General features: G+C 60.3%; 12 protein-coding genes and 1 pseudogene. 6 read left to right on the forward strand and 7 right to left on the reverse strand.

The genetic code is table 11. The features are described 5' to 3' along the window. Window positions 1-429: 429 nt before the first annotated feature. A complete protein-coding gene (locus FJ543_RS23410; protein ID WP_140877529.1) occupies window positions 430-1,338 on the reverse strand; it encodes a nucleotidyltransferase and HEPN domain-containing protein in 909 nt (302 codons plus the stop codon). A 335-nt stretch (window positions 1,339-1,673) separates the two neighbouring features. On the opposite strand from FJ543_RS23410, the gene FJ543_RS23415 reads away from it, so the two are divergent. The 5 genes from FJ543_RS23415 (at window position 1,674) to FJ543_RS23435 (ending at window position 6,776) form a co-directional block, all read left to right on the forward strand. Next, the gene (locus FJ543_RS23415) at window positions 1,674-2,366 is read left to right on the forward strand and encodes a response regulator transcription factor (RefSeq protein WP_181172989.1); all 693 of its coding nucleotides are present in this window, start codon (window positions 1,674-1,676) and stop codon (window positions 2,364-2,366) included. Window positions 2,367-2,607: 241 nt separating this feature from the next. Continuing rightward, complete coding sequence (locus tag FJ543_RS23420; RefSeq protein ID WP_140716018.1) at window positions 2,608-3,489, forward strand: GHMP kinase; 882 nt, start codon at window positions 2,608-2,610, stop codon at window positions 3,487-3,489. 27 nt (window positions 3,490-3,516) lie between these two features. Further along, complete coding sequence (locus FJ543_RS23425; RefSeq protein ID WP_140716016.1) at window positions 3,517-4,587, forward strand: pyridoxal-phosphate dependent enzyme; 1,071 nt, start codon at window positions 3,517-3,519, stop codon at window positions 4,585-4,587. Between the two features lie 208 nt (window positions 4,588-4,795). Then, complete coding sequence (locus FJ543_RS23430) at window positions 4,796-5,362, forward strand: GNAT family N-acetyltransferase (protein ID WP_140877531.1); 567 nt, start codon at window positions 4,796-4,798, stop codon at window positions 5,360-5,362. A gap of 76 nt (window positions 5,363-5,438) precedes the next feature. Then, on the forward strand, window positions 5,439-6,776 hold the full coding sequence (locus FJ543_RS23435; RefSeq protein ID WP_140877533.1) for an MmgE/PrpD family protein: 1,338 nt from the start codon (window positions 5,439-5,441) through the stop codon (window positions 6,774-6,776). 12 nt (window positions 6,777-6,788) lie between these two features. Here FJ543_RS23435 and FJ543_RS23440 read toward each other — a convergent pair whose 3' ends face one another. Both FJ543_RS23440 and FJ543_RS23445 read right to left on the reverse strand, forming a co-directional pair. After that, window positions 6,789-7,226, reverse strand: a complete 438-nt coding sequence (locus FJ543_RS23440; RefSeq protein WP_140877535.1) for a MucR family transcriptional regulator — start codon at window positions 7,224-7,226, stop codon at window positions 6,789-6,791. Window positions 7,227-8,160: 934 nt separating this feature from the next. After that, window positions 8,161-8,448 carry a hypothetical protein gene (locus tag FJ543_RS23445; protein WP_140877537.1) on the reverse strand — a complete coding sequence of 96 codons (288 nt, stop codon included), beginning with the start codon at window positions 8,446-8,448 and terminating at the stop codon, window positions 8,161-8,163. 646 nt (window positions 8,449-9,094) lie between these two features. Between FJ543_RS23445 and FJ543_RS23450 the strand changes: the two genes are divergently transcribed. Further along, window positions 9,095-9,385 (forward strand): hypothetical protein, encoded by a 291-nt coding sequence (locus FJ543_RS23450; protein ID WP_140877539.1) that lies wholly within the window; start codon window positions 9,095-9,097, stop codon window positions 9,383-9,385. A 22-nt stretch (window positions 9,386-9,407) separates the two neighbouring features. Here FJ543_RS23450 and FJ543_RS23455 read toward each other — a convergent pair. The 4 genes and pseudogenes from FJ543_RS23455 to FJ543_RS23470 all read right to left on the reverse strand — a co-directional run. Beyond that, a pseudogene (locus FJ543_RS23455) lies at window positions 9,408-9,631 on the reverse strand (SOS response-associated peptidase family protein); the annotation flags it as partial. 789 nt (window positions 9,632-10,420) lie between these two features. Continuing rightward, window positions 10,421-10,960 (reverse strand): hypothetical protein, encoded by a 540-nt coding sequence (locus tag FJ543_RS23460; RefSeq protein ID WP_246678860.1) that lies wholly within the window; start codon window positions 10,958-10,960, stop codon window positions 10,421-10,423. 127 nt (window positions 10,961-11,087) lie between these two features. Beyond that, window positions 11,088-11,393 (reverse strand): hypothetical protein, encoded by a 306-nt coding sequence (locus FJ543_RS23465; protein ID WP_140877541.1) that lies wholly within the window; start codon window positions 11,391-11,393, stop codon window positions 11,088-11,090. A gap of 757 nt (window positions 11,394-12,150) precedes the next feature. Continuing rightward, window positions 12,151-12,870: a Crp/Fnr family transcriptional regulator gene (locus tag FJ543_RS23470; RefSeq protein ID WP_140877543.1), complete on the reverse strand. Its 720-nt coding sequence runs from the start codon at window positions 12,868-12,870 to the stop codon at window positions 12,151-12,153. Window positions 12,871-13,054 lie beyond the last annotated feature (184 nt).

The raw sequence follows: 13,054 nt of genomic DNA on the forward strand, positions 1-13,054 counted from the left end.
GCGCTTTTTTCGGACGTGCTTGTCAGCCGTTGTAGTGTTGATGTGCGCTTGATGCTGGGTCAAACGCGGCAATTACCTCGAAAGGCCAGCTGCCATGCATTAGCCCCGTCGATTGCGACCAGAGGAGCCTCGGCCAACCGGAAGGCAAAGAACCACCATCTGGTGGCCCTGATTAGACGATCGATGAAGAAACCGCGCGGGTGAAGCGATTCGAACGCTCGACCCCAACCTTGGCAAGGTTGGTTGAAGGTTGAGGCAGCCCTCATTCACGACGCGTGGCCCCGACGAGAGGTCAGAAAAGGCAAATATGTGAGTCCGGCGGAGTGCAGGGTTTGCGAACGTGCCACAGGCTCGAACGAGCTACATCAGGGCGCTTAGCGGACTTCAATTTTGGGGGTCGGCGGCCGCCCCTCGGTAAAAACTTGCCGCCTAGACGCCTGCTGCCTCCCCCATCCGCACCAGATGCTCTAAGCAGGTCTGTTCAGCGCATTTTTGGAGTTCCGCAGTTTGTTCGCCTAACCAGATAAGTGCCTCTTCGCTAATCTCGTAGTGCTTTGAATAACGGGCCTTCACATAGGCTTCGTTCAGCGTGTTGAACCAAGCACGATGGCGCTGCTGATCGCGTGGCCAGGCCTCTGACAGTCTTCGATCCTGGTCCTCCGCCAGGGCTCGCAGAAACGTAAGCTTGTGCGACGGTGGACTGTAATTCGTAAGCACCAGCAACAGTGTTGAGTAAGTGTGTTCGATAGCTTGGTGAAGTTGAAACGCCGCTTCTTTCTGTCGATCCTGCTTCAGAACATACAGGAAGGTGTCGAGGAAACCTTTCGCTCCAGGAAGTCGGCTTTCGAGATGTTCTTTGGCTGTCTCATACGCCGCTCTCGGCGTAAGTGGTTTTGGTTCAGCCAGAGGCTCTTCATCGAGGTCGTAGAGGACGACGCCCTCCCGGCGGATGTCCGTGAAAAAATACTGCCCCTGTCGCAGCGCCGTGTTCACGAAGCGGCGGCTGTGGACGATGAAGCTGGTCGGCGTCTTGATGGCGCGGTCGCGCTCCAGCCGGTCCTTGGCCTTGTACCAGTAGGCGAAGTCGGACAGCTTGTTGTTGTTGACGATCACCAACAGATCGAAATCGCTGCGATACCCCTTCATCGTCAGCGGCTCATCGACCCAGTCGCCGCGGGCATAGGAGCCGAACAGGATGATCTTCAGGATGCGGCCGCTCTTCTTCCATTCGGCGGTGCTCTCCGCCAGCGCGTCCTCGAACTCGGCATGCAGGATCTCGACCACGCGGGCGAGCTCCTCCTGCTTGTGCTCCGGCAAGTGGTCGATGCTGGTTTTCATCCTGGTCTGTTCATGGTTTGGTGAATGCTGGCGCGCGGCGACGCGCTGGTTATAGCAGGCTTCGTAATATCGAAAAGACTATGGCGGGTGCATCGGATCACCAGAATCTAGCATGAGAAAATGCCCTTCGCCAAGTCTATGTGGTACGATTGAGTGAGAGTTTGAGGCCGGTTCGCAAGCTTCTGACGTCGAAGCGGCGAACACGGGCATGAGCTTTGATCCGGAGTTATTGCCATCGCCGACCCAATCTGCCATCCTGCCCCCCGGCACGCCGGATTCGATCTGCCAAACTGCTCTGTATCGCGGGCGAAAGACTGGGTGGCCTCATGAAGCCATTGATCGCCATCTGCTCGCAGGATGCCGACTTCTATCTTCTGCTGAGCCACATTCTTGAGGTCGACGGTTTTACTCCCATGCTTGCCGCCTCCATCGACGACGTGTTGGCGCTCGTCTGCGCAAAACCCATCGCGGCGGTGTTGCTGGACTGCAGGGCGGACAACCATTTGGCGGCACAAAGTGGCCGGCTCAAGCAGGATACCGCGGTGGGCGCCCTCCCGTGTGTGGCCCTGGTCCATGCGGGCGCGGAAGCGCAGCTCATCCAGCTCTTGCAGTCAGGGATTGACGAGTGTTTTGTCAGGCCTTTCGCGCCAGCCAAGCTGCTCCAGGACCTGCGCTCCCGGCTCGCCATCGGCCTGACGCCAGAGCCGGCGACGCAGGATGGCCGACCCCTTGCTTACGCCGATGTCGAAATGCGGCTCGATACCCATCGCGTTTCCTGCGCCGGCAAGGAGATCGCGCTCGGGCCGATCGAGTTCAAGTTGCTGCGCCACATGCTGGAGAACCCGGAGAGGGTGCTCAGCCGTGCCGAATTGATCGGCGCTGCCTGGGCGCGCAACCGCGGCGTCGGCGCGCGCACGGTCGATGTCCACATCTCCCAGCTGCGAAAGCAGCTTAGCCAATGTTCTGGGGACGCCGCTATCCGAACCGTCAGGCTCGCCGGATACGCGCTGGCACGCAGCCCGTCCTGATCATCCCAGCAGCTTCCACATCCCGGCTGATGCGCCGCCTGTAACCCCGATATCTTTGGAGTGATCGCCGTGTTCCTTTATCGGTTAGGCTTAATGCTCTTAACATACTAGACAAACAAGGTGTAACGTATATAGCACAAAAGCTTAGTTTGTTTGTTGTTGCGCGCCGGCGCCTAAAATGAAAGTCTCTGGCAGAGTTTACATCAGGATAATCTAATACGTTGTTCTTAGGGGTCGTCTCATGCTGGACGGAGCTGGAATTGGCGTGGCCTTCGGCCACCACGGCGAATTGGTTCAGGGCCTGTTCGAGGACGACGGCGCTCGGCTGCGGCGCGCGCTGGTCTCGCTCCCCTGTCGTCAGCTGCAATCGAGGGCCAGGTTCAGCGCAGGCGACGGCGATCTCGTGGCTGTGACGCCGGAATCGTGCGACAAAGCCAGGCGCGCCGCGGAATTGACCATCGCAAGGTTTGGCCAAAGGGGCACCGGCGGGAATCTCGCCATAGACAGCAACGTCCCGGTCGGCCGCGGTATGGGATCGTCCACGGCCGACGTGCTTGCGAGCATCCAGGCTGTGCTGGGGTGGCTGGAGATCGAGGCGGCGTCGGACGAGGTCATGCGCATCGCGGTCAGCGCCGAGACGGCCTGTGACTCCACCCTCTTCAAACAACAGGCGGTGCTGTTCGCCCATCGTGACGGGATCGTCCTGGAAGCTTTCCGCAGACCTCTGCCTCCTGTCGATCTGATCAGCGTCGACACAACGCCGGATGTGACCGTCGACACACTCGAATACCAGCCGGCGCGCTACGATGCCTCGGAAATCGAGACCTTCCGGCCGCTGCGCAGCCTGCTGCGCACGGCCATCAAGCATGCGGATATCCGCATGCTTGGCCGAGTTGCGACGGCAAGCGCGCGCATCAACGAGCGCTTCCTGCCAAAGCCCGGTCTGGACGAGATCGAAGCCATCGGCTGCCGTTTCGATGCTGTCGGCATCCAGGTCGCCCATAGCGGCACGGTCGTCGGACTGATGTTCGATGGGCTCGATCCAAAAGCCTCGGCAAACATCGATGGCGCGGCGGACGCTTTGAGAGGGTCTGGTTTCGACCCGGCAATCTTCCGTCACTGACCACTTTGGGGCGCGGGGAGAAGCATGATGTCTGTCCACATGTTGATGCGCAGGCTGGAAGAATTCGAGGGTCCTCGCCTCGTTCCGCTCAGCGCCACTCTCTTCAGCGCCTCTTTCTTCCTGATGAAGCTTCTACCGGCTCGCTTCATGCTCGAACGCGCCGTCGAACAGGGACGGTTGAGACCGGGAGGGATAATCTGCGAATCCTCGTCTGGAACCTTTGGCCTTGCCCTCGCCATGCTGGCGGTACAGCACGGCTACAGGTTGATCCTGGTCAGCGACTGGGCGCTCGATCGCCATCTTCATCGGCGCCTTATCGAACTCGGCGCCGAGGTGGCGATCGTCGACAGCCCAGCGCCTGCGGGCGGGCTGCAGCAAGCGCGCCTCGATCGTCTGCACGAGTATCTGCGCGATATTCCCGGCAGCTACTGGCCCTCGCAGTACGACAATCGCGACAACGCGCTCTCCTACGGCAAGGTCGCCGAAAAGTTGATCGACAGGGTCGGCAAGGTGGACTGCCTGGTCGGCCCGGTCGGATCGGGTGGTTCGATGAGCGGCACATCGCATTACCTGCGCACGCTGTTTCCCGATCTGCATGCGATAGGCGTCGATACGCCCGGCAGCGTGCTGTTTGGCCAGCCGAGTGGTAGGCTCAACCTGAGCGGTCTGGGCGGCAACATCCTTCCCGCCAATGTCGATCACAGCCAGTTCGACGAGGTCCACTGGCTGACGCCAGTGGAGGTCTTCCAAGCCACCCATCAGCTTCATCGCCAGCACGGGCTTTTCATGGGCCCGACCAGTGGCGCCGCTTACAGGGTTGCCCAATGGTGGTCTCACAACAATCCCGACAAGAAGGTGGTCGTGCTCTTTCCAGACGAGGGCCACCGCTATGTCGAGACTGTCTACGACCAGCAATGGCTTGCAACGATTGCTGGCTGGCCGAGTCCACTGCCTGCCTTCCCGGTCACTGTCGGCGCGCCGAGCGAGCCGATGTCAGCATGGTCCCGCTTCTCCTGGAGGCGCAGAACGCTGCAACAAGTCCTGGCGCGGGCCGATGATGGGCTTAACCTGGGCGGCGGACAAAGCAATGGATTTTGAGGCTTTCGTGCGCCGATGATGCAATGGCCGGGGTGTGGTGGGCGCCCCACATGCCATGCCGGTCCGCCACCTCTTCCGGGTCTCGCCGGCCTGTTTGCGGCCGCAAGCTGCGCAATCCTGTGATGCAACGGCGCCCTGCTAGCCCCATCGATGCGCCCAGCGACGATGATCGCCGGCTGACCGGGCCATGTGAAGCGAGGACAAAGCCATGAGATCGCCATCGACATCCGGCGCGACGACAACTGGGAAGGTGCGGGCCACGTCGATCGTGTCGCGCCTGGACGGGATCAGCCTGCAGCGCGTGGCGCTCTGCGATCGGGCTGCCATCAAGACGTTGCTGCTCGATCCTGAGCAGGAACAGTTCGCCGGCGACGTGGATGTGGTCTTTGACGGACTGCAAAACAGCCGCTATCCGCAGTTTGAGCACCCCCTAGCCATTGTCGCCGCCGACAAGACGGTCGGCTTCTTCATTCTTCGCGAGAGACTTGCATTGCCCCTGTGGGCGCCAAACGACGCGGTCACATTGCACAGTTTCCGCGTTTGTCGCACCTTGCAAGGTAGGGGTTACGGCCGCGCCGGAGTGGATCTGGCGATCTCGTGGCTGCGGCGGAAGCGCCCCGGGGTCAAGCGGCTGATGCTTGCCGTCAACATCCGCAATGCGACGGCGAAATCGGCCTATCTCAATGCGGGTTTCAGCGACACTGGTCAAATCTTCCACGGCCCAATCGGCGATCAAACCATTCTGACGGTAAGGATTCCGCGCGGCTGCGGCTGAGCGTCGCCGCGAGTGCGGGCTTTCCATTTTGGCAATGCAGGTATACTAGGTATATTATGATTGATGGGAGGAAGCTATGCGACTCGTGACGCAGCGGTTTGCCGATTTTGCCTGTGATGCGGGGCGCCGGGACCTGCCTGATATGGTCATCGAGAAGACGCAACGCGCCATTCTCGATACGATCGCGGCTCTCCTCGGCGGCGTGCCGACCGAGAATGCGCGGCTGTCGCGCATTGCCGCCAGAGCCTGTTTTGGAGCAGGTGCGGCACATGCCTGGTTCGCCGAGGCCGGGCTGCATCCGCTCGGCGCCCTGTTTGCCAATTGCGCTGCGGCGAGTTCGCTCGACGTCGATGACGGCCATTGTCTTGCGGCGGGTCACCCGGGTGCTGCCATCGTCCCGGCCGTGCTGATGGAAGCGGCAAGGCTGGGCAGCGATGGTCGTGATGTGCTCACCGCGACCGCGCTAGGCTATGATGTTGCCCTGCGCATCGCCGCCGCCCGCCGCTTCACCGATACGATGAGCTTTGCCAGCGGCCAATGGACTGGCTTCGGCGTCGCGGCCGCCATCGGATGGCTGCGCGGTATGCAAGTCGACCAGCTCGCCCATGCACTCGCGATAGCCGGCCCCGAAGCGCCGCAAAACCTGCCGCAAGGCGATTGCCAGGCAAGCTCCGTCAAGGGCAGCAGCCCGTGGTCGACGGTCTCGGCGGTCTTCGCCGCCGGCCGGGCCGAGGCCGGCATGAGCGGCTCGATCGATTTGCTGGACCGGGCCCACGCCTATGATGTCGGCGCCCTAACCGCCGACCTTGGCAGCCGCTGGCTTATCGCCGAGACCTACCTCAAACCCTACGCCGCCTGCCGCTATACGCACCCGGTCATCGATGCCGTGCTCGCGCTCGTTGCGGATCGTGATCCAGGGCTGCCGATCGACCGCCTCGTCGTGGAGATCTTTCCAGAAGCGCGGAAACTGCCCAACGAAATCGCACCGAAGTCGCTCGAAGGCGGACAGTTTTCAGTGCCTTTTGCCGCGGCATTGGCCGCACTGCGCGGCGCGGCCGCCTTCCGCCCCTTGCGTCCTTGCTCGCTCATGGATCCGGAGGTGGTGGCGCTCGCGGCGAAAGTCGAAATCCGCTACCCCCACGACCTGGCCGGGATTTTTCCGCGGCGCACGCCAGCGCGAGTGACCATGGTTGCTGGAGCGCGCGAGCGCGTCATTGACGTGCCCCTACCGCTTGGCGACGCCAACAACCCGATGGATGACTTGGCCGTAGGCGAAAAGCTGCACGACCTCGGCCGCGACATCCTTTCGCGTGCCGAGCTCGATCAACTCATCCGGTCCGTGGGTTTGCTCAAGCAGGGAGAGATCGCTCCGTTGCTCATTTGCCTGGCGGCTCAACCAAGCGCCGAACAATGAACGCCCTGCCGCTTATGCATTCGCTTTCCGCTTCGCCCGCGCCGGTTTGGGCGGGGCGGCTTTGCGGCCGAGCCCGATCGATTTCGCCAAGGCGGACCGTTGGGCGGCATAGCTTGGCGCGACCATCGGATAGTCCTTGGCCAAGCCCCATTTGGCCCTGTATTCATCGGGCGTCATGCCAAGCAGACCCAAATGACGCTTCATCGACCTGAATTTTCGGCCGTCCTCCAAACTGACGATGTAGTCGGGAAAGACAGACTTCTTTGGGTTCACAGCAGCGACCGGCGCTGGTTTGGCGGCGATCTCCGGCTGCTCCAGCTTCAACAGCGCGGCATGCACGCCGGCAATCAGATCAGGCAAGCCTGCGGTCGGAACCGGATTGTTCTGGACATAGGCGGCCACGATCTCGGCCGTCAAACCTATCGGGTCAAAGCTCTCGGTATTGGTCAATTGTAACTCCTGTATTGTCCCCTCGACTTCCCTATTGCGGAATTCAAGGATGCGCAACGACCGGACTTCTGATGGTATGGATCAGCAATGAAAATGAGCCGCACGGGGATTCGAGACTTCCGCCTAGCAGTCAGACGAACAACCTGCCGGCGCATATCGACATTCCAGGTGCCAAAGGCACCGCGCCGGGGTCGACTTGTGATCTGGGCCTCGACTAAGCGGCGTGCCGGCGGCATGCCCGCTCGATGCGCATGTCAGAGGGCATTCCCCAGTGCGATGCGCGATGTCGATGTCGTTCGGTCCGCCTGACGATGAATGAAGCCTCGCTTACGCATTCGTCCTGGCCCTGACCCAGGAATGACGTGCCCTCACCGCGCGTAAGCTTTTTCGGGTTGCCATAAAGATCAAGCGAGCCCGGTGTCGCGTGCCCTTCAGGGCGATACCAAGCGGCTCATGCCAGCTGTACAACACCCTCAACGACGTCGCTCGACAGCACTGCGCCATCCAGGCATGCGCCACGGTCATTTGAATATCCGGACGGTGTCTCCATCTCGGGGCAGCGAGGCCATCGACGGTGTTGATCAGGACCGGCTCACGCCAGCTACCTTCGATTCGCTGCTAAGCTTTGCGTGGTCCAGCTGCCTGTGAAGTCGCGTCGAGGGCTGGTTTGAAATCAAGTGAAGCGGAAACCGCCCAGCAGCTGTTGCCCCCGTGTTCAGTGAGAACGTCAACACGAGAGCGGCATCTAGTCGGCAACCATTCGGCCCCGAGCCAGTCACTGCAGTCGCGTTTGAGAGGCTGATGGACACAACACTTGCGTCACGCGCCGGCTTGAGCCAGCCCGGACTTTCCTGATGGCATTTCGCGGTCCGCCTTACCGGCACTTGATTGCCATTCAGGAAGAGCAGCGTCATGACTCGGCATCGAGCGCTGTTCACAAACGCTGCCGAATGACGTAAGCGAAGGTCCGCCTCTCGCCTTTCAACTCGGTTACCCTCAGCCAGTTTTCTTCCTGTCGCCGGAACATGACAGGCTGGCCAGCCTGTGCTTCTGCCGCTTTGAATGGCAACTTTGCCATCACCATAGTTGAGGACACAACCGATGACCCAGTCATCACCTCGACATTTGGCATGGCCGGATGTTGCAGCTCCCCTGACGAAGCCTCTGGTGTTGGGCCGCCGGTCCCCGGCAAACTCCATTGGAGCAGCATATTGAAGAGCATCTTTCTTCTGCAACCGCCCTGCATGTGGCCATTCGGTCGACCAGCGCCAAATCTTTTGGCATGCGTGTCAACCGCCTGCGATCACCAGTTCGGCAGCCAGCCAAAAGCCGCTCCCCATGAACAGCAGCACCACAATTGCAAATAGAATGACCCGCATGCGACGCCCCCGTCCCATTGCCGAGCGGTCATATTAGCACGTCTGAAAACAAAAAGCTCACCGGCTTGAGCCAGCAATCAACGCCAGGAAGAAGACCCCTTGAAGCGTTCAGTTATCAAGTGTTCTTGCCGCCGATTTCACGGGCTTGTAGTCATCCGCCACTCCGCAAGGTGCTCGGGGTGCAGTTCCAAATGCCTGGCGTTGATCTGCGGCTTGCACCGGCTGCAGTCAAATTTCAGCGCCAGCGGGTCGCCGCCGCCGCCGTGGCAATCATGAGATCGGCCGCTCTGCAGTGCCGGACTGGCCGCAGCTGCATTCCACTTTCGCAAGCATAGTGTGCCCAGTCTCCTTTCCCGACCTGTCGGGTGGATCGTGCGCCATGCTCCTCAAGGAACATTTCGTGCCTCGTCAAGCCACACTTGACTCTTTTGTTCTCATTTCGTTCACTTACGGACGGATAGTCGCAGGAGGCGAGTGATGAGGCCTCGGTTGGAAATCAAAGGGGCGTCTGCGGAAGAGAAACAGCGCGGCATCGAGGCGGCGAAGAACGTCTTTGCAGTCGCCGGTCTTGCACCCGAGCAGGCCGCAGATGGAATGTTTGCGCTGGAAGGCTGTGACGACGCCAGCTTTCAGGAGGAGATGGAGCCGGATGAAGACCAGGATCCTGCGGCCAGCGTGTGGATGGACGCAAACAAGGCTGCGATCGAGGCGTGTTGCGCCGATTGGGCCGTTGATATGGTGCCAGAAAACTATCTATTCCTTGAATTGGTCGATGAATGAACGACGGACCGATCAGCCTGGGTCAAACCTTGAACAAGTCGCTCGGCCGCTGCCCGATTCCATCCTCGGGCGTGTTGTTGCGCGGCGAACCGACCATGCTGTCGATGGGCCACATCTTCATCAGGTCGGAAGCGAACGGCTTCATCAGGTCGCGCGGATTCGGCTCTGGACCCAGCCAGCGCATGTAGTCGGCCGGCGCCAGGATCACTGGCATGCGTTGTGAAATGTCGCCATCAGATGGCTCGGACGACCCAGCGCTCTCGCAGACGTCCCTTCCTCGCTGTTGGCCACGCGGGCAGCTTGGCCGGCCCGCGCCTTCTCTTTCGAGGGTGCAGGCCCCTCGTAGCCCAATGCCTGCTGCGGGCGCACGTTTTTTCACGCAGCAAGTGTGGCCACGCGGCCGGATTTTGCTTCATGCGGTGCCACCGCGAAGCCTGCTCGTCTGTTCGAATGACGCACCGAGCTTAACTGGCAACCGCCGCCAGCTTAGACGAACTAGCATTGTGGTTGTGGACTGGCGGTTTGGCCCTTTGCGCTTGCGAACGACCGAGCCGCCGCTATGGCTAAACGGATGCCGAGGCCCCGCCGTGAAGAGAACTATGAAAAGCCTGTTCTGACCAGGCGTGAGCGTTTGTCCGCTGTTTCGGCCGCGATCCCGCCGTCGGTTATCATACTCACTCCACCCGGCTAAATGGCGCCCGGAACATCGCTTGGCGGCGGAGGTTTTCGAGGGGTGCGAGGTACCGCAGCATCGGGTTGAGGTCATGGCCGCGGGCTCAGCTGTGTCATCGAGGATGGTCACAGCCCCTTGCCGTTCAACGCGGCAGAAGCACACCTTGGCCAGCCCGGTACATTCGCGCGACAGGAAGAAAACTGGCTCCGTGTCATTGAGACGAAGGCGAGAAGCGGACTTTGCTTGCGCGGCCCGCGCGAAGCCCGCCGGTGATAACGTTCCAAGAACGCCATTGTCTTTTTTTGTGCAGTTGCCTCCACCGGGCCGCCAAATCAGTTGGTTTTGACGTCGGATCTGCTGCTTCACGGCGCCGGGAGAGACAGGGTGAAACAATCTTCTTGCAGCCGGCATTTCGGCGCGACGCTCGACACGCCACGCTGGAGCCAGAGGTCATCGATCATTGCCGCGGCTATATCCGCGAGGAGATCCCCAGATTCCCGTAACCAGGCGTCAGGTCGCCGGCTGCAGGTCCCCGCTGGGAGTTGATCAGCGTCGATATTGCCGTGACTATCTGGCCATAAAAAACGGTTTCCAGATGATGATGCTATTCGACACCCCTTCCGCACCTCAGTGTGAGGTAGTGTCGCCGGTGGCGTAAACGACTGGCAAGCTGGGATTTGCCTGCCGAAGATGTCGAGCGACATCCCAACCTCGCTTTCCCGGCCCCAGATGAATGTCTGCGACGAGAGCCGGATTGTTGACGGGTCGTTGTCGAACGCCTCAATCGCGCCTGCGGCGTTGTTGGTAGCAACGACGTTGAAGCCGGCGTTGGTCAGCGCGAAATCGAGGTCAAGCAATATGACAGGCTCGTCTTCAACCACAAGGACTTTGCCGTCATGCAATCATGGACCATTCATTATACGTTGGCCGCCCTAACGATGAGAGGAGGGCTAAGCTCCGCCCCTGTTTGTGAAATCCCGATAGCCGCCGCCACGTCCGGGCAGGATCATGATGCACGATGGGCCGGCCTCATGTCGGCTTTTCCACCAGCGGCGCCCTTCTGGTTGGCGGCTTGTAAGCGCTCACCAGCCTGACGACAGCGGCGTCGACTGTGACTGGAGCGCCCAGGTTCACCGTCACGCGGTTTTCGTCAATGTGGGTGACGTTGCCAATTAACTCGATATGCTGCCCCTTCTGTACCTTCGTTGCGAGGTCGATCACCGAGTGGGGTTGGCCATAGGAGGGGATGGAAACGCTCACCCGGTCCTCAGTGACCCGCTTGCGCACCGTGGCGGTGATTACGACCTCGTCGCCGATATTGATGGCCTTTGCCATAACTATGACTCTGGGGCGGCCAACCGTTTCGTCAAGCTACCGCTAATATATTGCGTTCTCGCAGCACCAGGGGCACAGCTTAGAGCCGCCAGGTCATCGGGGCCAAAACATTCCCGCTCCCGGACCATGGAAACTTCGGGCGCCGCCGAAGCCCGTAGCCAGGAACCTGATTTTCGAGTTTACCGGGTGCGAACTTCTTGACGACGGTTTGTTGGACTGGATCGTCAGGAAAGTAAGGCAGTAACCATCCGCGCGGTGCAGCTTAGGTAGAAGGAACAAAAACCTGCGACTTTCCGTTTGCGACGATGGCTGTCTATTATTTCGATTTAACCGACAACGGAACCGCCTAGCCGGACACTGAAGGAACCGACCTTCCGAGCCTGAAATCCGCTGAAGACGAGGCGGCAAAGGCACTGTTAGAAATAGCCAGGGACAAAATGCCGGACGGCACGTTCCGAGAGGTCGCCTTGCACGTCCATGATGGTTCGAGCGAACCAATTTTTGTGGTGAAGGTTACGTTCGAGCTAGTTCGAAACAGGCGCGATAACGATGGACCCTTGGGAGCCTGACGATTACTTCAATGTTACCGCGCGCCTCTATCAGCAACGGGCGGTGGCACACGTTGAGAATCTGCGCTCAGACATCGATGAGACGCGCCGCGTAATCGAGGAATCCCGCAAGCTGCTAGAGCGGCTTGCCGCCCGCCACGCCGTCCAACCGTAGGAGCAAGGCCTGCGCTTTTGGTCCTACCGGAGATTCAACCGGGAGCTAACACTGTGACCAGTCGTCGGTACTGGGCCTCTGGCGGACCGTAACCGGGGCCCGCCAGGGCCAACAGCCCCGCTCGATCCCGTATTGTGACCTCTCCTCGTCGGGCTTGAATCAGTCCCTGTCCCTCCAGGATCTGTAGCGCTAGCGTCACGCCCGGGCGCCTCACCCCAAGCATGATCGAAAGAAAGGCATGCGTGATCGCAAGCCTGTTGCCAATGACGCGGTCTGCACACATCAGCAGCCATCTTGCCAGTCGTTCATCAATCGTGCAGCGCACATTCAGTAGCGCGGTGTATGTCGTCTGGAGATGAAGGGCGTGAACATATCGCAGGAGGAATGTCCGAAGCGTGTTGCTTTGGCTCAATACCGCCACGAACGCCGACGCTTGCATCCGCAGCGCCTCGCACGTCATTTGCACAAAGCAGTCGTGCGTGGCCTGATGATCGCCCATGATCAAAGCCGACCCGGTCATGCCTTCGAACCCGATCACGCCAACTTCGGCCTCGTAGCCTCCCCCGGTGCTCGCGACGACCGAGGCGAGCCCGCTTTCAACGAAGTAGACAAATTGGATCTCTTCGCCGGCTTTTTCCAATGACGCGCGCAGATCCAGACGAACGCTTTCGAGATGTGGCTCCATTAGCTCGAAGTCGGCCAGGTTCATCCGTTGCAGAAGCAAACTTCTGCTTCGCTCGACCTGCTCGTGCATGGCTCTCGCTCCAAAGGGGGCAAGAGCACGCGTTCTCCCAGTCGTCCGCGCCCAAAACGTATCAAACGATGCTGCTGTATACGCCCTACGAATTCAGAAGTCCGCTCGTGTACGATTGAGACATTCCAGCCCGTCGTGTACGAAACCTTCGTGCGGGTCAGGTAGCTATGGCGATATCGAGCCT

The organism is Mesorhizobium sp. B2-5-7, assembly GCF_006440875.1.
Classification (GTDB): domain Bacteria; phylum Pseudomonadota; class Alphaproteobacteria; order Rhizobiales; family Rhizobiaceae; genus Mesorhizobium; species Mesorhizobium australicum.

Excerpts from the sequence above, each read along its gene's own strand:
- FJ543_RS23410 (WP_140877529.1), bottom strand. The coding sequence starts at position 1,338 with ATGAAAACCAGCATCGACCACTTGCCGGAGCACAAGCAGGAGGAGCTC.
- FJ543_RS23420 (WP_140716018.1), top strand. The coding sequence starts at position 2,608 with ATGCTGGACGGAGCTGGAATTGGCGTGGCCTTCGGCCACCACGGCGAA.
- FJ543_RS23425 (WP_140716016.1), top strand. The coding sequence starts at position 3,517 with ATGTCTGTCCACATGTTGATGCGCAGGCTGGAAGAATTCGAGGGTCCT.
- FJ543_RS23430 (WP_140877531.1), top strand. The coding sequence starts at position 4,796 with ATGAGATCGCCATCGACATCCGGCGCGACGACAACTGGGAAGGTGCGG.
- FJ543_RS23435 (WP_140877533.1), top strand. The coding sequence starts at position 5,439 with ATGCGACTCGTGACGCAGCGGTTTGCCGATTTTGCCTGTGATGCGGGG.
- FJ543_RS23445 (WP_140877537.1), bottom strand. The coding sequence starts at position 8,448 with ATGCTCTTCAATATGCTGCTCCAATGGAGTTTGCCGGGGACCGGCGGC.
- FJ543_RS23465 (WP_140877541.1), bottom strand. The coding sequence starts at position 11,393 with ATGGCAAAGGCCATCAATATCGGCGACGAGGTCGTAATCACCGCCACG.
- FJ543_RS23470 (WP_140877543.1), bottom strand. The coding sequence starts at position 12,870 with ATGCACGAGCAGGTCGAGCGAAGCAGAAGTTTGCTTCTGCAACGGATG.